This is a genomic window from Streptomyces sp. YIM S03343, from assembly GCF_054729195.1.
The window spans coordinates 3,375,752-3,395,988 of the sequence record NZ_JBPUKX010000001.1 but is presented as its reverse complement, the minus strand read 5'-3'; the positions used below and the strand labels follow the sequence as shown (position 1 = coordinate 3,395,988).

Annotated in this window: 19 protein-coding genes; 10 read left to right on the top strand and 9 right to left on the bottom strand. The window is 69.6% G+C overall.

All coding sequences use genetic code 11. The features are described from left to right. Nucleotides 1–8: 8 nt before the first annotated feature. On the bottom strand, nt 9–2,624 hold the full coding sequence (locus tag ACSYGN_RS14340) for a glycosyl hydrolase family 65 protein (RefSeq protein ID WP_460395547.1): 2,616 nt from the start codon (nt 2,622–2,624) through the stop codon (nt 9–11). A 193-nt stretch (nt 2,625–2,817) separates the two neighbouring features. Here ACSYGN_RS14340 and ACSYGN_RS14335 point away from each other — a divergent pair, with 193 nt between their 5' ends. Both ACSYGN_RS14335 and ACSYGN_RS14330 read left to right on the top strand, forming a co-directional pair. Then, nucleotides 2,818–3,102 (top strand): type II toxin-antitoxin system Phd/YefM family antitoxin, encoded by a 285-nt coding sequence (locus ACSYGN_RS14335; protein ID WP_460395545.1) that lies wholly within the window; start codon nt 2,818–2,820, stop codon nt 3,100–3,102. Continuing rightward, nucleotides 3,099–3,353: a Txe/YoeB family addiction module toxin gene (locus ACSYGN_RS14330; RefSeq protein ID WP_460395543.1), complete on the top strand. Its 255-nt coding sequence runs from the start codon at nt 3,099–3,101 to the stop codon at nt 3,351–3,353. Before ACSYGN_RS14335 ends, ACSYGN_RS14330 begins: the two co-directional genes overlap by 4 nt. A 56-nt stretch (nt 3,354–3,409) precedes the next feature. Here the strand turns inward: ACSYGN_RS14330 and ACSYGN_RS14325 are convergent, their stop codons facing one another. Next, a complete protein-coding gene (locus ACSYGN_RS14325) occupies nt 3,410–4,000 on the bottom strand; it encodes a TetR/AcrR family transcriptional regulator (protein WP_460395541.1) in 591 nt (196 codons plus the stop codon). A 142-nt stretch (nt 4,001–4,142) separates the two neighbouring features. Here ACSYGN_RS14325 and ACSYGN_RS14320 point away from each other — a divergent pair, with 142 nt between their 5' ends. The 3 genes from ACSYGN_RS14320 (at nt 4,143) to ACSYGN_RS14310 (ending at nt 7,149) form a co-directional block, all read left to right on the top strand. After that, nucleotides 4,143–4,574, top strand: a complete 432-nt coding sequence (locus tag ACSYGN_RS14320) for a tautomerase family protein (RefSeq protein WP_460395539.1) — start codon at nt 4,143–4,145, stop codon at nt 4,572–4,574. Continuing rightward, the gene (locus ACSYGN_RS14315) at nt 4,567–5,577 is read left to right on the top strand and encodes a zinc-dependent alcohol dehydrogenase (RefSeq protein ID WP_460395537.1); all 1,011 of its coding nucleotides are present in this window, start codon (nt 4,567–4,569) and stop codon (nt 5,575–5,577) included. The genes ACSYGN_RS14320 and ACSYGN_RS14315 overlap by 8 nt, the downstream gene beginning before the upstream one ends. Nucleotides 5,578–5,709: 132 nt before the next feature. Continuing rightward, nucleotides 5,710–7,149, top strand: a complete 1,440-nt coding sequence (locus tag ACSYGN_RS14310; RefSeq protein ID WP_460395535.1) for an ATP-binding protein — start codon at nt 5,710–5,712, stop codon at nt 7,147–7,149. A gap of 63 nt (nt 7,150–7,212) precedes the next feature. Here the strand turns inward: ACSYGN_RS14310 and ACSYGN_RS14305 are convergent, their stop codons facing one another. The 3 genes from ACSYGN_RS14305 to ACSYGN_RS14295 all read right to left on the bottom strand — a co-directional run bounded on the left by ACSYGN_RS14305 (nt 7,213) and on the right by ACSYGN_RS14295 (nt 9,699). Next, nucleotides 7,213–7,392: a hypothetical protein gene (locus ACSYGN_RS14305; protein WP_460395533.1), complete on the bottom strand. Its 180-nt coding sequence runs from the start codon at nt 7,390–7,392 to the stop codon at nt 7,213–7,215. A 352-nt stretch (nt 7,393–7,744) separates the two neighbouring features. After that, nucleotides 7,745–8,734, bottom strand: a complete 990-nt coding sequence (locus tag ACSYGN_RS14300) for a hypothetical protein (RefSeq protein WP_460395531.1) — start codon at nt 8,732–8,734, stop codon at nt 7,745–7,747. After that, a complete protein-coding gene (locus tag ACSYGN_RS14295) occupies nt 8,731–9,699 on the bottom strand; it encodes a helix-turn-helix domain-containing protein (RefSeq protein WP_460395529.1) in 969 nt (322 codons plus the stop codon). The genes ACSYGN_RS14300 and ACSYGN_RS14295 overlap by 4 nt, the downstream gene beginning before the upstream one ends. Between ACSYGN_RS14295 and ACSYGN_RS14290 the strand changes: the two genes are divergently transcribed. Continuing rightward, nucleotides 9,698–9,904: an ATP-binding protein gene (locus ACSYGN_RS14290; protein ID WP_460395527.1), complete on the top strand. Its 207-nt coding sequence runs from the start codon at nt 9,698–9,700 to the stop codon at nt 9,902–9,904. The genes ACSYGN_RS14295 and ACSYGN_RS14290 overlap by 2 nt on opposite strands. A gap of 124 nt (nt 9,905–10,028) precedes the next feature. Here ACSYGN_RS14290 and ACSYGN_RS14285 read toward each other — a convergent pair whose 3' ends face one another. Beyond that, nucleotides 10,029–11,513, bottom strand: a complete 1,485-nt coding sequence (locus ACSYGN_RS14285; RefSeq protein ID WP_460395525.1) for an FG-GAP-like repeat-containing protein — start codon at nt 11,511–11,513, stop codon at nt 10,029–10,031. A gap of 131 nt (nt 11,514–11,644) precedes the next feature. On the opposite strand from ACSYGN_RS14285, the gene ACSYGN_RS14280 reads away from it, so the two are divergent. The 3 genes from ACSYGN_RS14280 (at nt 11,645) to ACSYGN_RS14270 (ending at nt 16,809) form a co-directional block, all read left to right on the top strand. After that, nucleotides 11,645–13,891 carry a DEAD/DEAH box helicase gene (locus ACSYGN_RS14280; protein ID WP_460395523.1) on the top strand — a complete coding sequence of 749 codons (2,247 nt, stop codon included), beginning with the start codon at nt 11,645–11,647 and terminating at the stop codon, nt 13,889–13,891. 414 nt (nt 13,892–14,305) lie between these two features. Beyond that, complete coding sequence (locus ACSYGN_RS14275; protein WP_460395521.1) at nt 14,306–14,659, top strand: hypothetical protein; 354 nt, start codon at nt 14,306–14,308, stop codon at nt 14,657–14,659. Nucleotides 14,660–14,697: 38 nt separating this feature from the next. Continuing rightward, nucleotides 14,698–16,809 carry an AIPR family protein gene (locus ACSYGN_RS14270; RefSeq protein WP_460395519.1) on the top strand — a complete coding sequence of 704 codons (2,112 nt, stop codon included), beginning with the start codon at nt 14,698–14,700 and terminating at the stop codon, nt 16,807–16,809. A gap of 16 nt (nt 16,810–16,825) precedes the next feature. Here the strand turns inward: ACSYGN_RS14270 and ACSYGN_RS14265 are convergent, their stop codons facing one another. The 3 genes from ACSYGN_RS14265 to ACSYGN_RS14255 form a co-directional block, all read right to left on the bottom strand. Continuing rightward, complete coding sequence (locus tag ACSYGN_RS14265; RefSeq protein WP_460395517.1) at nt 16,826–18,439, bottom strand: serine/threonine-protein kinase; 1,614 nt, start codon at nt 18,437–18,439, stop codon at nt 16,826–16,828. A gap of 82 nt (nt 18,440–18,521) precedes the next feature. Further along, nucleotides 18,522–18,713 (bottom strand): hypothetical protein, encoded by a 192-nt coding sequence (locus ACSYGN_RS14260; protein ID WP_460395515.1) that lies wholly within the window; start codon nt 18,711–18,713, stop codon nt 18,522–18,524. An 11-nt stretch (nt 18,714–18,724) separates the two neighbouring features. Beyond that, nucleotides 18,725–19,576, bottom strand: a complete 852-nt coding sequence (locus ACSYGN_RS14255; RefSeq protein WP_460395513.1) for a helix-turn-helix domain-containing protein — start codon at nt 19,574–19,576, stop codon at nt 18,725–18,727. A 232-nt stretch (nt 19,577–19,808) separates the two neighbouring features. Between ACSYGN_RS14255 and ACSYGN_RS14250 the strand changes: the two genes are divergently transcribed. Beyond that, a complete protein-coding gene (locus tag ACSYGN_RS14250; RefSeq protein WP_460395511.1) occupies nt 19,809–20,222 on the top strand; it encodes an ATP-binding protein in 414 nt (137 codons plus the stop codon). The last annotated feature ends 15 nt before the right edge of the window (nt 20,223–20,237 follow it).

Sequence of the window (20,237 nt, the reverse complement as noted above, 5' to 3'; positions counted from 1 at the left end):
CCTGGCCGTCACGGTCGTACGTCCAGTTCGGCCAGCGCCACCGTCTTGCCGCGCACGCTCACCCGCACGTACCGGACCGCGTTTCCGTCCACCGGGTGCCAGCCGTGTCCGTCCGCGGAGACCTCGACCGCCGATGACGTCGGCGTCTGCCGCCAGATCGGCCGGACCGCGCCGACGCCCACCCTGCGTCCCAGGTCGACGGTGAGGGCGCCGTGTTCGGCGGCGGGGGACCAGACGGTGGCCGGGCTGCCGTCCACGGCTGCCTCCGGGTACTGCCCCGGTTCGGCCGAGGTCGCCGTCACCGTCCGGCAACGGGCCAGGTCGGGGGTGGGGACGAGGTCGGGGCGGCGGGTCTTGAGAGTGACCGTGCCGGAGAGCGTGAAGCGGCCCTCCGGGGTCTCCAGGGGGATCGGGTCACCCGAGCGCAGCCGGACCGTGGTGGTCTCCGGCCCGATCTCGATGTCGTACGCCCGCCCGCGCCACCGCACCCCCGACAGGCGCACGCCGTGGGTGAGTTGGGGCGGGAGCGTCGGGTCGAGGCGCAGGGCGTCGGCGCGCAGCCGCAGACCGGTCAGGCCGTGCGTGAAGACCTGCAGGAAGCCGCCCTTGCCGGTGAGGAAGTCCTCGGCGGGGGAGCCCGCGAGCGGGTCGGAGGCGCCCGCCTTCTCGCCGCGCGACTCCGAGAAGATCGCGAACGGGCCCCGAGCGAAGGGCTGGTAGGCGCGCCGCAAGAAGGTGTACGCGCTGCAGCCCGGCTCGCCGATCGCGGCCGCGTCGATCGCGTGCACCGAGTCGGTCATGGCCGGACCGTCCGGGTCGGTGCGCGCGGTGTAGTAGTCGAGCGTGGCGGCCGCGGCGCCGTCCGGCATGGGCCACTCCAGCGGGTAGACGAGCAGCACGGTGTCGGCCTGCTTGATCGGGGAGCCGTCGTAGCCGTCGTACTGGAGGAAGACCTTGCGCCGGGGGTCGTACGGAATGCGCAGCCGTCCGGCGATCCGCCGCCAGTCGGCCGGGGCGGGGTTGCCCAGCACACGGGCGGCATCGGCCGCGGCGCGCAGCGCGGTTGCGGCGACGGCGTTGGTGTAGACGCCGTCGGTGACGCCGTTGCTGTACTCGTCGGGACCGGCCACTTCCCTGATGGAGTAGGAGCCGTCGGCGTTCGCGGTGACCCGCGAAGCCCAGTACCGGGCGAGCCCGTCCAGCAGTGGCCACCCCCGCTCTTGCAGCCATTCCCGGTCGCCGGTGGACAGGTAGTACTGCCAGGTGGCGAGCGCGATGTCGCCCTGGAGGTGGTTCTGGGTGACGCAATGCGGCGGCTGCCAGCTCTGGCACTCGTTCCACAGCCGGCCGTGGCTCGCGCTCGTCCAGGGATAGAACAGCCCCTTCACAGCGGTCCTCGCCGCGTTGTCGGCGGCGGCCGCGCGGGTGCGGTACCGGTACTCCAGCACCGGGCGGGCCAGCTCGGGGCGGGTGGCCAGCAGCGCAGGGAACATCCACGTCTCCGCGTCCCAGAAGATCAGGCCTGCGTAGTTGTCGCTGGTCAGCCCTGTCGGGGCGACGCTGTCCCAGGCGCCCGCACGCAGCGACGACAGCAGGCCGTACTGCGCCGAGCGCACCCAGAGCTGCAGGTCGGGGTGGCCGGGCACCTCGATGTCGGCGTCCCACAGAGCACGCCAGGCGTCCTGGTGGGAGCGGAGCAACGCCGCCCACCCGCGCACGGCGGCCCGGTGCGCGGCGGCGCGGGCGGCGGCGCGGGGGGCGCGGGAGGTGAGGGCGGTGTCGACGCCGACGTACTTGACGGCGGTGTAGGTGCGCCCGGAGCGGACCGGAAAGGTGACGTCCTGACGGACACTCAGTTCTCCTCCGGCACTGCGGGGTTGCTGCAGATGCCCGCCCGGCGCCTCGAAGGTGGACGCGACCGCGCCGTCGATCCCGGTGCCGTCGGTGCGGAACGCCACGCCGATCGTGCGCGCGTCGACGGGGCCCGCACCGGTGCGCGCGACACGGCGGGCGCCCCGGCCGTCGATGCGGTCGGTGAGCGTGAGCCGGCCGTCCCAGTGCGGGGTGACACGCAGTCGTACGGCTCCGGTGTGCGGGTCGTCCCGGGAGGTGAGGACGTCGTACGTGAGGTCCGTGCGGCGGCCGTCGGAGCCGGTCCAGGTGAGGCTGGTACGAAGCCGACCGCACCGCAGGGACAGCGTCTGCCGGTACCGGCTGACCCGGCTGCGGGCACCGTAGGTCTCGCCGTCGGCCGTCACATCGAGCCCGGTCCAGTTGGGGAGCGCGGCGAGCGCGTCGCGGCCGGCGGTGTTCTCGGGCCCGCGGGCGTACAGCCCGGAGACGAAGGTGCCGTCGTAGCGCGGGGTGTACAGAGGCCAGCCGGTCTTCTCTCCGGTGGCCGAGTATCCGGCGCCGGTGGGCGGGACCCGGGTGGCGAGGTATCCGTTGCCGACGTAGGGGTGGGGATCCTTCGCGTCGATCCGGACGGCGGTGGGGGCCCAGCCCGGGGCCGTGCACCCGTCGCCGGGGGAGCGGGGCGCGGCGTGCACCGCGGGGAGGGGGAGGGACAGCGGCAGGAGCAGGGCGGAGGCCAGGAGCGGGGCGATCAGGTGGGGGTGCTTCATGGGGCGACGATGCGGGGAGGGAGGGGGCGAAGGGTTGAAATACGTGGGGAATTACCACGAAGGGGTGTGAACGGAACCCTCCCTTGTGCCTGCACCGGCGGACAGCACGGCAGAAGCCGGGCCCGTTTGTTCTGCTCAAGGGCGGGTCGGAATGGTACGCTATTCGGTACCACTTGAGGATGGGAGTCAGCTCATGTCGATAACGGCGACCGAAGCCCGCAAGGCTCTCTTTCCGCTGATCAAGAAGGTCAACGACGATCATGAGGCCATCGAGATCGTCTCCAAGCACGGCAACGCCGTGCTCGTCTCGGCCGAGGACTACGCGGCACTGCGCGAGGGCTCGTACCTGCTGCGCTCTCCCGCGAACGCTCGTCGGCTCCTCAAGGCGTATGAGAACGCCCTGGCCCACGCCAACGTGTCGGAGCGCGACCTGATCGACCCCGACGTGCCGGATGCCGCTGGTGAGGGTGCCGAGTGAGGCTCGTCTTCGAGGATCAAGGCTGGGAGGACTACACGTCCTGGCTCAAGAACGATCGCAAAATGCTCGCGCGGATCAACAAGCTCATCGAGGACGTCAAGCGTGACCCCTTCACGGGGATCGGCAAGCCTGAACCGCTCAAGTACCACTTGCCCGGGGCGTGGTCGAGGAGGATCGACGACGAGCACCGCCTTGTCTACCTGGTGACGGCCAAGGAGATCGTGATCCTCGCGGCGCGCTATCACTACTGACCGCTGGCACCTCGGCCGTCCATGCCTCGGCGTCCGGGGTCCCCGGGCTTCTGCTGTCAGACCGGACGGTCGAGTGTGGCGGTGAGCAGCGGTTCGAGCTGCCGCGCGACCTGGTCCAGGGGGTCTGCGCTGCGCTTGGCGCGGCACATGGCGGTGGCGCCCTCGACCGAGGCCACGACGAGGGCCGCCAGGTCCGCGGCCTGATCGGGGGCGACCCGGTGCTCCGTCAGCGCTTCGGCGAGCAAGCGCTCCCAGTCCTCGAACGCCTCGGCCGCGGCGGCGAGGGCGGACGGGTTCACGTCGGCCGCCGGCTCCTCGACGGAGACGGCCAGCACGGGGCAGCCGGCACGGAAGCCGCTGTCCACGACGATGCCGCGCCACAGCGCCAGAAAGGCGCGCAGTCCGGCGACCGGGCCCGCGTCCAGATCCTTGCGGAGGATGCGGGAGACCGCGTCCCCCGCGTATCTGACCGCCTCGGCGGCCAGTTGCTGCTTGCCTTCGGGGAAGTAGTGGTACGTCGAGCCGAGCGGCGCCTTGGCGTGCTTGGCCACCTCCCGGATGCTCGCCGCGCTGAGCCCACGCCTGCTGATCAGGTCGGCCGCACCGGCCACGATGCGCTCACGCGACGGCGCGCCGGGTCTGGTCACAGTGGAACTCCCCTCTGGATATAACGCTCGTCATAGTCTAGCGTCGGCTTCGGTTATAACGACCGTCATAGGCGGGCTGCGGGCTGTAGGCCGTTCGACCGCAGTCCACCGACGGGGACCGCTGACTCAAGGAGGAGTCCGTATGCCGATGATCCGGCTCACCGTCCCGACCGGTTCTCTGACCGAGGAGGGCCGCGCGACCGTCCGGCGTGACCTGGCCGCCGTACTGCTGCGCTGGGAGGGTGCGCCCGACACCGCGTTCTTCCGTGCCCAGGCGTGGAGCTATCTGATCGAGCTGCCCGAGGGGGCGCAGACCACCGCCGAGGACGACGCGCCCCGCTTCCTGGTGGACGTCACCGTCCCGCAGGGCGCGCTGTCCGAGCGGCGCAAGGCCGGCCTCGTAGAGGACGTCACCAAGACGGTGCTTGCCGCCGCCGGGCTGTCCCAGGACGACGCCCTGCGGGTGTGGGTGCTGGTGCACGAGCAGCCCGACGGCACCTGGGGCGCGGGCGGCTCGGTCATCCGCTACGCCGACCTGGTGGCACTGGCGAAGGGGCAGCGGACCGATGCGTGAGCTGACCTACGTCGCCCGGAACACCGTCGAATGGCGTGAGGCACCCGACCCCGAACTCCGGTCCGGCGTGGAGGCGATCGTCGCCCCGGTCGCGGCGACCTCCTGCGACGTCGACGCCATGATCCTGGCCGGGCAGGGCTTCATCGACCCGCCGTTCGCCCTCGGGCACGAATGCGTGGCCCGGGTCGTCGAGACCGGCGACGCCGTGACCACCGTGGCCCCCGGCGACCTCGTGGTCGTCCCCTGGTCGATCAACTGCGGCACCTGCGACAACTGCCGCGCCGGGCTGACCGCCCACTGCACGGCCGTACCGCACATGGCCATGTACGGCGCACCCCTCGGTGGCACCTGGGGCGGGCTCTTCTCCGACCTGGTCCGCGTCCCCTGGGCGGACGCCATGCTGGTGCCGCTGCCCGGCGATCTGGACCCCGTCGCCATGGCCTCCGCCAGCGACAACTGGTCCCTGTCCTGGCGCCTGGTCGCACCCCATCTGAAGAACAGGCCGGGAGCCCGCGTGCTGGTCGTGGCCCGCGGCAGCATCGGCCTGTACGTGTGCGACATCGCCCGCGCGCTGGGCGCCTCCGACGTGCTGTACGTCGACCCCGACCCCGAACACCACAAACTGGCCCAGGGTTTCGGCGCACGTACGGCCGAGACGATCGAACCGATCCGGCACGGCTTCGACCTCGCGGTGGAGGCCACCGGCCGTGTCGACCAGCTCGCCCTGGCCGTCACCTCCCTCGCCCCGGAAGGAATCTGCGAGTCCGCGGGCAACCACTTCCGCCCTGGCGAACTGCCGCTGCTCGACATGTACCTCACGGGCGTCACCCTGCGCATCGCCCGCGACAACGTCCGCAACCACATCCCCGACGCGCTGAGCCTCGCCTCCTCGGGAAAGGTCGCACCGGATCGGGTCGTCTCCCACGTTCTCGACTGGGAACAACTCCCCGACGCGCTCCCCGAGAACCACCTCAAGCCGGTCTTCGTCCGCACCGACGTCTGACCACGGGCCCCGCCGCGACCGGGACCATCCGTTCGTCGGCTCCGTCTTCGCCAGGGCAGGCTGCAACAGGAGGGCAAGGTAAGATTCAATCTACGTAATAATCCATCTACGTTAAATACCCTGGAGTGTGTCATGGAATTCCAAGGCCGGGCCGGGGATCTTGAACTGCTGGCCGAGCAGTACCGGGCAGTGGCGCAGGGCGTCGGAGCCACTCGCGGACGGGCTGTGATCATGACGGGCCGACGCCGAGTGGGGAAGTCGCGACTGGTCCAGGAGTTCTGCGACCGCTCGGGAGCGCCGTACGTGGTCTTCCAGGCCACCCGGGGGCGTAACCCCGTGACCGAGCGCGCCGACTTCGCCGCGACCCTCGCGCAGTCGCCACTGCCGGGTGTGGAGCTGGTCGCCGGCCTCCAGGCGCAGGACTGGAACCAGGCCCTGCGTTCGCTGGCGCTCGCGGTACCGGATGACTCACCGAGCATCGCGGTGATTGACGAGGTGCCCTGGCTGGTCGAGCAGGACAAGGAATTCGAGGGCGCACTCCAAACCGTCTGGGACCGCCACCTGTCTTCCAAGCCCGTGCTTCTGCTTCTGGTCGGCAGCGACACATCGGTGATGGAGGCACTGCAGTCCTACGGGCGCCCGTTCTTCGGCAGGGCCGCGAAAATGACCGTCCGTCCTCTGAACCTGGCCGATGTGCAGGCCATGACCGAGCTGGACGCCGCCGGGGCCGTCGACGCCCAGTTGATCACGGGAGGATTCCCCGAGATCGTGCAGTCGTGGCGGCCGGGTATGGGGCGTACCGCCTTCTTGCAGGCTTCGGTCGCCAACCCCCTCTCGCCTCTGCTGGTGGCGGGCGAGCTGTCCCTGCTGGGTGAATTCCCCGAGGCCTCGCACTCAAGGGCCGTACTGGAAGCGGTCGGCAGCGGTGAGCGCACGTTCAGCACGATCGCGGCCCACGCCGGCGGCGCCGGCGCCCTGCCGTCCGGCACGCTCGCTCCGCTGCTGGCCATGCTGCAGACCAAGCGGGTCGTGGCCGCCGACCTCCCCCTGTCCGCCAAGCCCGACAGCAAGAACAAGCGTTACCGGATCGCCGATCCGTATCTGCGGTTCTGGCTGGCCTTCCTGGCCCGCGCGATCCCGCTCATCGAGCGTGGCCGCGGTGACCTGGCGCTGGAACGCATCGAACGGTCATGGACCACCTGGCGCGGGCGAGCGGTCGAGCCGCTGATCCGCGAGTCCTTGCTGCGCCTGATGCCCGACGACGACTGGCCTGAGACCGAGGCCATCGGCGGTTGGTGGAACCGTCAGAACAACCCCGAGATCGACCTCATCGGTGCGGATCGTGAGCCGGTGGCCCGGCAGGTGCACTTCGTCGGGTCGGTCAAATGGCTGGAGGCCCAGCCTTTCGGCCGTCATGAGTACGACGCCTTGGTACGCGACATGCTCGCCGTCCCCGGAACCGACCCGGATACCCCACTGGTCGCGGTGTCCCGCTGCGGGGTGACCGACGATCTGCCGCTCACCGCGCACTGGGGGCCGGAGGACCTCGTACGGGCGTGGCAGCCCCGCTAGCCGACCGCAGAACCCGATGCCGGGCCTTGCCCGCGCCTCGCGTTGCGGCGCGTACTGCGGGCCCTAAAGCAGGTGGTCGGCCTTGCCGGCCTTGATGTCGGTGATGAGGGTGCGCAGGGCTTCGAGGGAGTCGGTGAGGTAGCGGTCCTCCTGGCCGCTGACGGCTATGTAGCCGTTGCTGTCGGCGGTGGTGCCGAGCCGGAACACCGGGCCCGCCGGTCTGTCGACGACCGTCCGCCGCACCGGACATGACTGACATGGTGCAGCGGACGTCACTTCTGCCGCGCGGGACGTGCGACCTCGGTGAGCAAGGGACGACCGGCGTCAGAGCTCCACGTGAACGCTGGTCAGCGCGGCACCGAAGTCGTCCTCAGAGTCGCGGACCGTGATGCCGGCGGCTTTGCCGCACACGGTGCGGGAGCCGCTGAGGACGGGGCCGGACGCGGCGCCCCGGGCGGTCCACAGGCAGCCGTCGCCGTTCTCCTGGGGAATGCCGACGACGTGCCGGAGTCGGAGTTCAGCGGATGCGCGGCGGGCACAGTTTCCCGGCGGGGCTGGCTCAACAGCCGGCCGACGATGGAGAGCACGGTGTCGGTCAGCTTGTGTTCAGGGCCAAGTCGAGTACGACATAGCTGTGGTGCTCGCGTCCGTGCGGTGAGCGAACCGTTGACACAAGGACCTCGGCGGTGATCAGACGGTTCGCGTAGGCGCTCAGCAGGCTGGTGACTTCGTGATCCACGCGCGCTGTGATCACTCCTCGGTCCGCTGTTTCGATCTCAACCGTTCCCCGCAGCACACTGCCGCCGACGAGCCTGCCCGCCAACTGTTCCGAGTGCTCCTCGGGTTGTACGGCGCGCAGCGCGTCATGGCATCGTTGGGCGTTTCTTGAGCCGAGGCGGGAGGCACGCACACCGTTGTACGGCGAACTCCAGGTCAGGCTGACGTCGGTGCCCGAGTCGGCGAGTACCTCTGTCAAGTCGGCGAGACGGTTGAAGACCCGCCCGCCCAGTGGCAGCGCTGTTTCGAACACCGCGTCGATGGCCCCTGGGCCTGCCTCCGCCCGGTCGGTGATGTCGAGGACGGTTCCCATCGCGCGGTCGAGCAGCGACTCCGTCGAGACCACCTTCGGTAGCGGTAGCTCCTCGTCGTCTGCCGGTGCTTCCTCCAGGACCATCCCGTACGACGAGGGAAAGGTTGCCGCAGCGTAGAGCCGTGTCGCCTTTCGGACGGCTTGCGGCAACGGACCGTAGTCGTGTGTGGGGCGACTCTCATCGAGTGCGTGGGCGACGGTGGTGACAGCCTCCTGGAAGAGGGCCAGCCACCGTCCGAGTACGGACGACTCCACGCGATGCTCCCTGACGGGCGTCCCTTCGAGAGCCAACCTGAGTGATCGCCGAGCCGTACCGGCTTCGGCATGGCCGGTTTCATATCCCACGGTCTTCAGCAGCTTGCGCCGCTGTGCCGCGGTGAACTCCTCCGCCGACCGCACCGGATGATGACCCTCTGCTTTGGCACGGTTGGCCCGCATCCAGGCCTTCAGGGCTTCCTTGTCCGAGGGGTCGGGCAGGTTCTGCGGACTGTTCACAGCAGCACCTCCACATATCCTCGCCGGGCCCTCTCAGAGATGCCATTCTGTCCGCTCCGGCAGCGCTGCCACACCTCGTCATAGACCCCGAGGCTCTCGAAAACCTTGTGGTCGCCGACCGCCATGGCCCCAGTCACTCCCAGAGAACGGAAGTCCTCCGTCTCGGGAAGGCACAGGACATATGCGTCCACTCTCATGGCATGGCGTGTGCACCAGTCCTTGGTACCCAGATTGTCAAGGTAGTCAACCGCGTCGGCGTCTGCCATCGCCCGGCTGTATGCATCCGGAGGCACGAGGTAAGTGACGTCGATGTCCTCGGGATCCACTTTGCCGCTCACGAAGCTTCCGGCCAGCCATAGCCGCCCCACCACTCCGGTTGTGAGTTCCACCATGGCGTAGTGGGCCTGCAGCTCCCCGAAGAGGTGGCCGCGCGTGGACGAGTCCGTGAAGGGAGCCGCCTTCACCAGTTCCGACTCGACCTCGTCCCAGGTCAGCGGAAACCTGCCCGGGGTAGGGCACTCCGTGACGGGATCGAATGCGGGTAATGGTGACATACGGGCCCTTTGGTCAGATGGTGAACGCAGAGTCAACGTAATGGATCTCTCGGTGATGTGTGGGCCGAATGTGTGAACGCGCGGCGCAGTCACCGGCCGACCGCAGGTCCACGGCACCCGAATGAGTGATAGGGGAAGCGGCGGCTCCTCGAAGATCTCGGCCGCAGACGATCCTGGAGCCGACCTCACCGCCAGCACGCTGTTCCCTTTCTCCCAGACATCCTTGTGTTCTCCCAATCGCCCTCGGGCAGATGGCCGAATGAGCGCCTGGACGTACGTCTCATCCGTCACACCGCAGTTGCAGGCCAGTGTGGGCAAGCGGTCGGCGCTGATGGTCCGGACGCCGGACTCGATGTTGGAGATCTTTCCTCGATCCGCGCCCAGCAGGCCCGCCGCGAACTCTGCGGACATGCCTGCCGCAGTACGGATGCGCCTCTGGCTCGCCGTCTCGGCCCCGGGCACCGGCAAACCCCAACTGGCCCACCCGGACATGGACTCCGAGACCGGCCGGGCCCTGATCCTCGTCAACCGCCTCGCCACCGCCTGGACCGTCAGGCCCCGCCCCACGCGCGGAACATCCGTGATCGCGGGCTTCCCCCTCCGTCGGAACGGTTGACGCGGCGGGGCCGTCGGCGAGAGGGGCGCAACCGATTGGGCGTTGGCCGTCCGCTGTGGGACCGGGCGGCCGCACGTCTGCGCAGGCCCGGCCCCCTCCAGCGGCTCGGTAAGGACGGCGGGCGTCAGACCTCGACGTGGGTGCTGGTCAGCGCCGCGCCGAAGGCGCCCTCCGTTCCGCGGACCGTGATACCGGAGGCCTTGCCGCACACGTCGTAGGAGCCGCTGAGGACCGGTCCTGACGCGGCGCCTCGGGCGACCCAGACGCAGCCGTCGCTGTTTTCCCCGGGGATCCCGACGACCGTCTCGGCCTTGCCGTCCTTGTTGAGGTCGGCGAGGTGGACGGCGGCGCCGAACTGGTCACCGGACTCGGCGGTGTCGGGGACACCGGCCGTGTTCTGTGTGTACCCGGCCGCCTTGGCCGTGGTCAGGCCCGAGGCCGAGCCGCGCAGCAGCACCACGGTACCGGCCGCCGCGCGGGTGCCGATCCCCTCGCCGGGAGAGCCGACCAGGACGTCGGCGTACCCGTCCCCGTTCACATCGCCGGTGCTGAGCGACTGGCCGAACTGGTCGCCGTTCTCCCCTGTCCCGGGGACGCCTGCCGTGTCCTGGTGGACGACCTTCGGCTTCTGGTCCGGGGTGATGCCCCGTGCGCTGCCGTAGAGGACCTGGATCTCACCGCCGCGATGCGCCGCGCCCTTCTCGCCCGCGAGGTAGTCGTCCTCCGCGATGCCGGTGACCAGGTCGCCGTATCCGTCACCGTTGACGTCACCGATCACGCCGGCGTGACCGTCGGCGTGGGGGAGTTCGGTCGGCCGGGTGGACGGGTCGCTGCCGTCGCGTACCGGTCCGTCCATGTGCACCGGTCCGCGCAGATCGCCGTCCGTGGGGCCGGGCAACCAGAACCGCTCCGCCTTGCCGTCGCCGTCGACATCGCCCATCACCACACCGCGGGCTTCGCCGATACTCCGCTCGCGGTAGCCGGAGGCGGCCTTTCCCGCACGGGTGAAGGGGCCGCCGTAGGAGGAGCCCTCGCAGCGGGAGCCGACGGTGAGTTCCGGCGCGCCGTCGCCGTTCATGTCGCCCGAGGCCAGGGACATCCCGAAGCCGCAGGACGTCATGCCGTCCCCGTACCCGGACGGCGGGGAGATGTTCGCGCCGCCCTTCAGCCCCTTCGGTCCTCCCCACACGACGGTCACGGAGCCCCGGCTGCTCCGGCTGCCCACACCCTCCTCCGGGGTGCCCACGATCAGGTCCGCATACCCGTCCCGGTCCAGATCGGCGCTCGTCACCGCCGTTCCGAAACGGTCCCATGCCTCGGGATCTCCGGGGATTCCCGCCGTCGCCTGCGTGATGACGCTCCGGCGCGTGGTGCCGACCGACGAACCCGACCCGTACAGGACGACGACGGCCCCGGCCTGCTCGACGCCGCCATCGGCAGCGTACGGAGCACCGACGGCCAGGTCGCGGTAGCCGTCGCCGTTGAAGTCGTCCTGGACGGCGGCCGTGTTGGCCCCCTTGTAGGGCGCGGCGGCCGACGAGGACACCGGCGATAACGCGGCGACGACGGTGACAAGCACCACGGGCGCCGATGTGACTGCTCTGCGCAACGGAACTCCTTGACTTGGACAACGGTCGCCCCACTCGACGCGGGAGATATCCCAATGGTTGTGCGGAGGTACTGATGCGCCGCGCGGCGGCAGGGCTCCCGGGCCGCCGTGGCCGTCGTATTCCACAGGGCATGGGTGCGATACGGACAGTGGGAGGATGCCGGGAGGTACGACAAGGGCGGGGGCCGCACGTGGGGCGTGGTGAGCGGGAGGTCGTTGCGCGGGGAGCGCGGCTGGGTGAGGCGGTCCGGGCCGTGGTCGGTGATCATGGGCGGGCCGTCGAGGGTGTGCGGGCGGCGCTGCAGCCGATCCTTGACGCGGCGGTGAAGCGGGAACTCGACGCCATCCCCGTCGCCCGGTTGCAGGACGTCACCGAAGGGCGTCTGCGGCTGGGGAACGTCGAGGAGAGCGGGCTGCGTACGGTCGGGAGCGTTCTCGAAGCGGGCCCTTACCGGCTGCGGCAGATCCCCGGTGTCGGACAGCGCACCGTCGACCATGTGCTCGCCGCCGCCCGCCGGCTCTCCGAGGCCGCGTACGAGACCGTGGCGGTCCATATCGATGTCGAGCGGCCGGAAGCGGGTATCACCGCTCTTCTCCTCGCCTTGCAGGTGCTGGTGGAGGCCGGGCCGGACGCCAGGCGCGCCGTCGACAAGGCCGTCGCCCTGTCAGCGCTGCTCGATCCGTTGCTGGTCGAGGCCCGACCCGCTGCCGGGCGGTTGGGGATGCTGCTGGCGGGACAGGAGAAGCGGGCCCGCGCGCTCGCGGCGGTCTCCGCGATCCGGGAGCTCGTGGACGAGGCGGAGCAGGCCGGGCTGCCCGGGCTGTTCGCCCAGGCCTCGGTGGACCTGCTGCGGGGGCGCGCCACGGACGTAGCCGCCTGGACGGATTTCGAGCTGCGGTCCGCCGAGTACTACAGCCTCCTCGCCGAGATCTCCGTACAGCAGCCCGACACCGCCGCCGCCGAGGGCTATCTGCCGGACGAGATCGCCGAGCGGGTACGGAACCAGCACCTCGACGACTCCCACCGGTGCGTCTCCCTGCGTGGCTACCAGACGTTCGGCGCGCGCTTCGCCCTGACTCAGCGCAAGGTCATCCTCGGTGACGAGATGGGTCTCGGGAAGACCATCCAGGCGATCGCCGCGCTCGCGCATCTGGCCGCCGAGGGACAGACCCATTTCGTGGTCGTCTGCCCGCCCAGCGTCCTCGTGAACTGGACACGGGAGATCGAGGCCCGTAGCACCCTGCGCGCCGCGGTGCTCCACGGCCCCGGCCGGCACCACGCGTTCGCCGACTGGAAGGGGAAGGGTGGTGTGGGCGTGACCACGTTCGACGCACTGCGCGGGTTCCCCGTACCCGGAGCGGGGGAGATCGGGCTCCTCGTCGTCGACGAAGCGCACTCCGTGAAGAACCCGCAGGCCAAGCGCTCCCAGTCGGTCGCCCAGTGGGTGGAGCGGTGCGAGCGGGCTCTTTTCATGACCGGAACTCCTATGGAAAACAGGGTTCTTGAGTTCCGCAATCTCGTCCACATGCTCGACCGGGGCGTTGCCGCGTCGCTCGGCGAACGGGACGCCCCGGCCGGATCGGTCGCCTTCCGTCAGGCCCTCGCCCCGGTGTATCTGCGGCGCAATCAGGAGGACGTGCTGACGGAACTGCCCAGCCTCCAGCACACCGACGAATGGGAGGAGCTGAGCGCCTCCGACGAGAAGGCCTATCGCGACGCCGTCCGCGCCGGGAACTTCATGGAGATGCGCCGCGCCGCTTACCTGCGCCCCGAGAAGTCGGCCAAGCTGCAACGGCTCCGGGAGATAGTCCGGGAGGCCGGGGAGAACGGGCAGAAGACGGTGGTCTTCTCCAACTTCAAGGATGTCCTGGGCGTGGTGGAGGCAGCACTGACCCGGGGAGCCGGCAGCGGCGTTCCCGTCTTCGGTCCGCTCACCGGGAGCGTTCCGCCCGGGAGGCGGCAGCAGATCGTCGACGAATTCGCGGGCGTCACGGGTCCCGCCGTACTTCTCGCGCAGATCCAGGCCGCGGGTATCGGCCTCAACATGCAGGCCGCCTCCGTCGTCGTCATCTGCGAACCCCAGATCAAGCCGACCGCCGAACACCAGGCGGTGGCCCGGGCCCATCGCATGGGCCAGGTCAGGCCGGTCCGTGTGCACCGTCTCCTCGCCACCGGGGGAGTGGACGAACGCCTGGTCAAGATGCTGGAGTCCAAGACCCGTCTGTTCGACGCCTACGCCCGCCGCAGCGCCGTGGCCGAGTCCACCCCGGACGCGATCGACGTGTCCGACGGCGAACTGGCGCGCCGGATCGTCGAGGAGGAACAGGTGCGGCTGGGTATGACGGACGACGACAGTCGGCTCGCGGCGGCCGAGTGAGGTGTGGCGGGGTCGGCCGGGTGAGACGCGGGTACTCGTGCGGGGGTGCGGTTGCCAAGGGTGCCCTCGCGTACTGCTGCCCAGCAGACCGCTGCCGTGGGTTCCACGTACAGGCCCTGGGCGGCCAGGGGATGGTGATGCCCTCGGCGAGGGCGGGGGTTCCAAGGATGTGGAGGCCGGAAGACTGGGCTGCCGCGCTACCCTTCCCCTGAACGTTGCTCGGTGTGTCGGTGGGCGTTTTCGGGGGAGCGGATGGCATTCGCACAACCGAGGCGGGCAGAGCCACCGTCTCGGGCACGATCGCCGCGGCTGGCGGTGCTGCGCCCGCCCGATGTCCGGCGCAGCCTGGACGAACTCCACGACCGAGTCCACAAGCCGGAACAAGGTGCTCGGCGGAGGACCGACGATTACAGCTTGCTGGAAGACCCTCTCTTTCTCCGCATTCACGAGCAGGCGCCCTTCACCTCTGCTCTGCACCGGACGAGCCCCGGCGCGATCTACCCCTACGATCAGTTCGCGGCGGCGATCCCGGTCGCGGCGGAGACAGGCCTCCCCGGTGCTTCCGCCGACGCGCTCACCCGCCACCTGGTGCCGACCGACTTCGCCAGCCTGGTCCGTGACGGTTGGTTCGGCGCTCGCGGCGTGCCCTTGAAGGTCGCCTCGGACTCGGTGAAGGCCTCCGTCGAGACGGTCGGCGCCGCCCTGGTGGTCGTCGACTTCAACGGGCGGGCTCGTGGCAACGGTCCAGGTTTCGGGACACGGGATTAGATCATCACAGGACACCATCAGTGGGAGAGCGACTAGCCATGGCCACCTCGGGGGCGGACACACCTCGCCAGGTCACGCAGGTGCGCGAGCAGCTGCGCGAGACATTCAACGGGGTGATAGACGACAGCGACATCGCCCACTACCGAGGCGGGAACTACGAACAGCGCTTCCTCTCCCGCGCCCTCGCCGCCCTCGCGGTACGACGCGTGGGCAAGTGCAGCGTGGCCGAGGCGGCCCGGTTCGTGACGGACGGCATCGCGGACCAGGGCCTGGACGCCATCGCTCCCCTCCCCGACAGCGGGCAGGTCCTGCTTGTCCAGGCGAAGTGGAGCGACAAGGGCACGGCGACCTTCGACGTCGACGCGGCGAAGGCGATGGTGGACGGTCTGAACCGGATCGAGAACGAGCTGTACGACCAGTTCAACCAGCGTGCCGCCGCCCTCGCGCTGCAGGCCAGGCCGCTCCTCCTCAAGGAGCGAACCATCCTGGTGATCGCGTTGATGGGCACCGTGGAGCCCTCGCCACAGGCACGCGAGGTCCTCGACAACGCTCTCGACGAGTTCAACCAGCACGGCGCGCGCTTGAGCGTCGAGGTACTGTTCGCCGCCGATTTCCATGACCAGATCCACGCGGATCTCCGGCCGGAGCCGATCTGCCTCGACGTACGCCTGGACGACTGGTACCAGCAGAAGGGTGGGCTCGAGGCCTACCAGGGCACCGTCTCCGCCGAGAGCGTCGCTGAGTGGTACGAGACGTACGGGACCGCCCTGTTCGAGCAGAACCTCCGGGCCCCGCTCGGGACCACCGTCACCAATGCGGAGATCGGTCAGACCCTCACGTCCGATCCCACCAGGTTCTGGCACCTGAACAACGGCATCACGATGATCTGCGATGCCCTCACGGCCAGGCACGAAAGCGCCAAGGCACCGCGGAACAGACCGACCACTCTCTCTGTGACCGGGGCGAGCATCGTCAACGGCGCTCAGACGGTACGGGCCGTCGCCAGGGCCATGCACGACGACGGCGAGACCGCGGCCCACGCCACCCTCAGCATCAAGGTCATCAACACGCACGAGGACCGGAAATTCGGCGTACAGGTCTCGCAGGCGGCGAACCGGCAGAACGCCATCGAGCAGCGCGATCGCATCGCTCTGGAACCCGTGCACCAGGCGATCAAGGCCAACCTGCGTGCCGAACTGCGCAAGCAGTACGTGATCAAGCGGGGCGAGCCGGTCCCGCCCGAGACCGGCTGTTCACTGGACGAACTCGCCCTCGCCCTCGCCTGCCTGCACCCGGATGCCGCACAGACCGCCCGGGCCGCCAGTTCACGGGAGAACCTCTGGGAGCAGGGCCCCGCGGGCAGCCACACCCTGCTGTTCAAGAGCGAACCCTCTCCGCAGAAGGTGTGGCGCTCCGTGCTCACCCTGCGTGCGGCACGCAGCACGGTCTACAAACTCGGCAGCGGCCAGAACAGCCGCGAGGCGGCGACCGCGGAGCACGGTGGCTTCCTCGTCACCCACCTGATCTTCCAGCATCTCGGTGCCACGAGCATCGACGACCCCGACTTCGACTGGGGCAGCGAGGTGCTGGCGAAGATCCCTGCCTTCGTACCGGAGCTGGTGAGTCGGCTGACGCACCAGATCGTCACCCGTTACGGGCCGCGTCCCCAGATCAGGACCGCCTTCCAGACCGCGGAGACGTGCCGAGAACTCGCGAGGCAGGTCCTCGGCGACCTGGCCCATGGCGTCGCAGTTCCCGAGCCTCCCGTGAAGGAGCGCAAGCCGCGTCGCCCGAACACCGTGCCGCTCCTGGTCGACCGCCGTGTCATCAAGGACGGAGAACCGCTCGGGTACGTGGCTCTGAACGAGCCCGAGCGTGACGCCATGGAGGAATGGCTGGTCGAGGACGAGAGGCGACGCCAGGCGACCTGGGACAACAACAGGACCAGGCCGATCCTGTGGGCGTACGACGAGCAGCGGTACTCGCCGTCCGGGCTGGTGTCGAAAATGTGGGCGGACGCCGGCTGGGACGAGCGGCCCGTGTCCAACCAGGGAACGGCTCGCTGGTTGCGGTCGGACGGTCTGAGCCTGTGGGATCTGGCTCAGCGCATACACAGCGAAGAGGGCGAAGAAGGCGAGGACGAAGCCTGACGGCGCCGGTGGGATGTCAGTAGGGGCCCGGCCCTTCCGGGCCCCGCAGCCGGGCGAGGAGGTCGGCGATCTCGCGGGTCTCCTCGTGGTCCTCGCCGAGGAGTACGCACATGTCCTCGTGGAGGGCGTCGAGGACGCCCTCCGCCTCGGTGCGGCGGCCTTCGGAGAAGAGGAGGATGCCGATGCTGCGGCGAAGGTCGAGTGCGGTCTCGGAGGCGTCTCCGTCCGCGTCGGACACGACCTCCAGGACGTCCTGGAACTCCCGCAGGGCGGCCGTGGCCTGGCCGAGGTTGGCCCGGCAGTGTGCGGCATGTCGGCGGCACTCCAGTGCGCTTTCGCCGGCCGGTCCCGCCATGCGGGCGTAGACGGCGGCCAGCTCGTCGAACTCCGGTAAGGCGCGCCGGAAGTCCCCACCGGCCATGAGGATCGCCGCGCGCTGCCCCCGCAGACGGAGCACCCTGGGGTTGTGCGCCCCGAGGACGGTGGCCGCAGTGGCCATCGCTGCCTTGAGGACGTCCGCGGCCTGGGCGAACCGCCCCCTTTCGGCGAGGTTCTTGGACCGGGCGTATGCGTCCTGGATCGCGTCCCGCAGGTCGGTGTCGACACGCCCCGGGACCGGCACGGGAGCCGACGGACCGGGCGGGGGCGCGGGTGTCGTGGTCCGCCGTAGGGGTGCGTTCGGCTGCCGGTAGACCACCGTCGGGTCGGGAACCACGGCAGGGGAGCCACCGTCGGTGAAGGCCACGGGGTCAGCCACTGAGCCCGGTTGCGGCAGGTGCGGCGACAAGCGCTCGTACACCGCGTACGCGTCGGCTGGACGCTGTTCCGGCGCCTTGGCCAGGAGGTCCAGAGTCAGGGCCTCCAGGTCCTCCGGCACCTCGGGCCGCAGGGCGCGCAACGGCTTCGGCGGTTCGTCCATGTGCTGGTGCAGTAGCTGGTACTCGGTTCCGCTGAAGACCGGTTCCCCGGCGAGGAGTTCGTGCAGCATGCAGCCGAGTGCGTAAAGATCGCTCAGCGGCGTGATCTGCGCGCAGTCGATCTGCTCGGGCGGCATGTAGCGGCTCGTACCGATCCGGCTGCCGGTGGCCGTGAGCCGGGTGACGTCCGTGCCCAGCAGCTTCGCGATGCCGAAATCCAGCACCTTCACCGTGCCGTCCGCGGCGATCAGGACGTTGTCCGGCTTCAGGTCGCGGTGCACGACCGGGATCGCGTGGGCGTACGACAGCACCGTGCAGATCTGCGCTGCGATCGACGCGGCCCAGCTCACCGGGAGCCGCACCGCAGCGCCGTCCTCCGCGCCCGTGAGCACCCTGCGCAGGGAGACCCCGCGCACGTACTCCATCACCAGGTACAGCCGGTCGTACGACGCCTCGTCCAGCACCGCGTCGAACACCTGCGGCACCCCGTGATGCCCGATCCGTGCGGTGACGCGAGCCTCGCGCTCGAAGCGGCGGGCGAACTCCTTCGCCTGCGCGGGCGACGAGACGACATCGGGCCGGATGAGCTTGACCGCGATCTCCCGGTCCAGGACGGCGTCGTAGCCCCGCCAGACCGTGCCCATACCGCCGGACTCGATCTCCTCGATCAGCTCATAGCGGCCCTGCTCGCCGATTCTCCTTGCCTGCGCCACGCGTTGCGCCCCCGTCGTCCTGATGCCCAGTCAGCCGATTGCTGTCCACGGTACCGACTGGCGGCGGCGCGTGGGGCGGGTGTTACAGGAGGTGGTCGGCCTTGCCGGCCTTGATGTCGGTGATGAGGGTGCGCAGGGCTTCGAGGGAGTCGGTGAGGTAGTGGTCCTCCTGGCCGTTGATGGCTATGTAGCCGTTGCCTTCGGCGTCGGTGCCGAGACGGAAGCAGGAACTGCCCTCGCCGCAGAACGGGGTTTCCCAGGTGATGTCAGCCATCTGGCTTCTCCTCATAGCTGTTGGGCGATCTGGCGGATGAAGTCGCGGGACCGCTCCGGGGACAGTGCCAAGTCTTCCAACAGGTCGAGCTGCGCCCGGTATTTCGTGAGCTGGCCGTCGGCATGCAGGAAGACAGGTCCATGAGAGTTGTCCACCTGCACGGTATCGAGTTGCCGCACAGGCCCCTCGGTGTAGACGACCGTGTGCCCGGCTCCGGGGAAGGCGCCGTGGTTGAAGGGAAGGACGAGCACGGTGACGTTGTCCCACTCGGAGACCTTCAGCAGGTACTCCAATTGCGCCTGGGCAACGTCCCGCCCGCCGAACTGCATGCGCAGCGCCGCCTCGTGGATCACGGCCACGTACGGGGCCGGATCGTCGCCGGTGATCACCTTCTGGCGCTCCGAACGGTGTGCCAGGCGGAGAGCGACCTCATGCTCGGGAAGCTGGGGGACCACGGCACGGAAGATGGCCATGGCGTGCGCCGATGTCTGGAGCAGCCCTGGCACGTGCACGGTGTTGGCGCCTCGCAGACGTACCGCGCTGGCCTCCGTTTCGGAGATGTCCAGCAGACCTTGAGGCAGGCTCCCCCGGTAACGCTCCCACCATCCCGCTTCGTTCGGCTCCGCCATCTCGGCCAAGGCGCCGATGTACTTCTCGTCGGTGCAGTCACAGTTGCAGGCAAGCGTGCGCAGCCGTTCGGCGCTGATCCCGCGTAGTCCGGACTCCATGTTGGAGATCCTGCTCCGGTCGACGCCGAGGAGCCCTGCGGCGTACTCCGCAGACATGCCGGCAGTGGTGCGCATCCTGCGCAATTCACTTCCGAGACGCTTCTGACGTTGGGTGAGGATCGTCCTTGGTGGCATGTCGTTCCTTCCGTGCTGCGCAGTGCAAGTTCACTGCATCGAGGCCATTGTTACGGAGCATATGGCAAATATGGCCCCTAGTGTCCTACTGTCGGTATCGCGCACGCTACACACCGCAACGCCGGAAGCGCACCGCGCGAGCATGCCCGCCTGCCCTGGGACGGGTGTGTCCGCGACCAGGGCGGCAGGCCACCGGCGACCCCAAACCCCTCACACAACCGTGGAGTTCGCCATGCCCGAGATTCCCCTCGTACCCGTCCACTGGCGCTTCCCCGCCCACCCCACCTCGGTACGGAGGGCCCGGCACGCCGTCGCCGAGTCGCTGCCGTACGTCCTTCGCCCCCACCTCGGCGACGACCTCGGCCTGTTGACCTCGGAGCTGGTCACCAACGCCATCCGCCACGGTGCCTGCCGGGAGGACGAGGACCTCATCGAGCTCGTCCTGTGGCCCGCCGACGGACACTACTGGCTCGCCGTCTCCGACCCGGGCACCGGCAAACCCACCGTGGTCGACCCGGACACGGACTCCGAGAGCGGCCGGGGCCTGATCCTCGTCGACAGCCTCGCCACCGCATGGACCGTCCGGCCCCGCCCCACACGCGGTACGTCCGTGATCGCGGGCCTCTCTTTCCGGCAGGGCGGTTGACCCGGCGGAACGGTC

Excerpts from the sequence above, each read along its gene's own strand:
- ACSYGN_RS14280 (WP_460395523.1), top strand. The coding sequence starts at position 11,645 with ATGGGTGCGATACGGACAGTGGGAGGATGCCGGGAGGTACGACAAGGG.
- ACSYGN_RS14270 (WP_460395519.1), top strand. The coding sequence starts at position 14,698 with ATGGCCACCTCGGGGGCGGACACACCTCGCCAGGTCACGCAGGTGCGC.
- ACSYGN_RS14310 (WP_460395535.1), top strand. The coding sequence starts at position 5,710 with ATGGAATTCCAAGGCCGGGCCGGGGATCTTGAACTGCTGGCCGAGCAG.
- ACSYGN_RS14335 (WP_460395545.1), top strand. The coding sequence starts at position 2,818 with ATGTCGATAACGGCGACCGAAGCCCGCAAGGCTCTCTTTCCGCTGATC.
- ACSYGN_RS14320 (WP_460395539.1), top strand. The coding sequence starts at position 4,143 with ATGCCGATGATCCGGCTCACCGTCCCGACCGGTTCTCTGACCGAGGAG.
- ACSYGN_RS14255 (WP_460395513.1), bottom strand. The coding sequence starts at position 19,576 with ATGCCACCAAGGACGATCCTCACCCAACGTCAGAAGCGTCTCGGAAGT.
- ACSYGN_RS14340 (WP_460395547.1), bottom strand. The coding sequence starts at position 2,624 with ATGAAGCACCCCCACCTGATCGCCCCGCTCCTGGCCTCCGCCCTGCTC.
- ACSYGN_RS14315 (WP_460395537.1), top strand. The coding sequence starts at position 4,567 with ATGCGTGAGCTGACCTACGTCGCCCGGAACACCGTCGAATGGCGTGAG.
- ACSYGN_RS14260 (WP_460395515.1), bottom strand. The coding sequence starts at position 18,713 with ATGGCTGACATCACCTGGGAAACCCCGTTCTGCGGCGAGGGCAGTTCC.
- ACSYGN_RS14250 (WP_460395511.1), top strand. The coding sequence starts at position 19,809 with ATGCCCGAGATTCCCCTCGTACCCGTCCACTGGCGCTTCCCCGCCCAC.
- ACSYGN_RS14295 (WP_460395529.1), bottom strand. The coding sequence starts at position 9,699 with ATGTCCGCAGAGTTCGCGGCGGGCCTGCTGGGCGCGGATCGAGGAAAG.
- ACSYGN_RS14290 (WP_460395527.1), top strand. The coding sequence starts at position 9,698 with ATGCCTGCCGCAGTACGGATGCGCCTCTGGCTCGCCGTCTCGGCCCCG.